At 68.0% G+C, this 902-nt stretch carries 2 pseudogenes; both read right to left on the bottom strand.

The features are described from left to right. A pseudogene (locus tag JMF90_RS40825) lies at positions 1-261 on the bottom strand (hypothetical protein); the annotation flags it as partial. A gap of 145 nt (positions 262-406) precedes the next feature. After that, positions 407-902 (bottom strand): annotated as a pseudogene (locus JMF90_RS38700) (acetyl-CoA C-acyltransferase); the annotation flags it as partial.

Raw genomic sequence — 902 nt, 5'->3', positions numbered from 1 at the left:
ACGGCCCCGGTCGCTGAAGAACCACAGATAGGCAATCAGATAGGCGGGCAGCAACGCGAATCCGACCAGCAGGCATTTCGCGTAGAGCCTCGCGGCCGCGCTGACGACGCGCGGCGGTTCCCCGGCTGCATAGGTCGTACTCATTCGGTCCCCGGTCGGTCTGCTGCGTTGGTTCGAATCGTCTCGGCACGGATCACGCGACGCGCGATCTGGCCCATCGTGCCGAAAGGCAAATGTCAGAGCAAGTATAGGTGGGGCAATTCGTTTGACAAGTCCGGGGAAACGGCATTGCCGGGTGCATGCCTTGTGCTTCCCGTTGGTTGCGAATGGCGCGCGCGCCGCGCCGATTCACTGCGGCGGCGGGCGGTAACGCCGAAGCGCCACCGCGGCCGCCGCCGGTCAAAGATCAGAGGATTTCGAACAGGCCGGCCGCGCCCTGCCCGCCGCCGATGCACATCGTGACGACCGCGTACTTCACGCCGCGCCGCTTGCCCTCGATCAGCGCATGGCCCGTCAGGCGCGCGCCCGACACGCCATACGGATGGCCGACCGCGATCGCGCCGCCGTTGACGTTCAGGCGGTCCTCAGGGATCCCGAGCGTGTCGCGGCAGTACAGCACCTGCACCGCGAACGCCTCGTTCAGCTCCCACAGCCCGATGTCGTCGACCGTCAGCCCGGCCTGCTTCAGCAGCTTGGGTACCGCGAACACCGGGCCGATGCCCATTTCGTCCGGTTCGCAGCCGGCCACCGCGAAGCCGCGGAACGCGCCCAGCGGCTGCAACCCTTCGCGCTGCGCGGCGTCGGCGCTCATCACGACGCATGCCGATGCGCCGTCCGAGAACTGGCTCGCATTGCCCGCGGTGATCACGCCGCCCGGCACCGCCGAACGGATCTTCGACACG

The organism is Burkholderia sp. E168m23 (genome assembly GCF_016586125.1).
Classification (GTDB): domain Bacteria; phylum Pseudomonadota; class Gammaproteobacteria; order Burkholderiales; family Burkholderiaceae; genus Burkholderia; species Burkholderia orbicola.
Note: the sequence above shows the minus strand (reverse complement) of the source record. Positions and strands in the feature narration are given on the sequence as shown.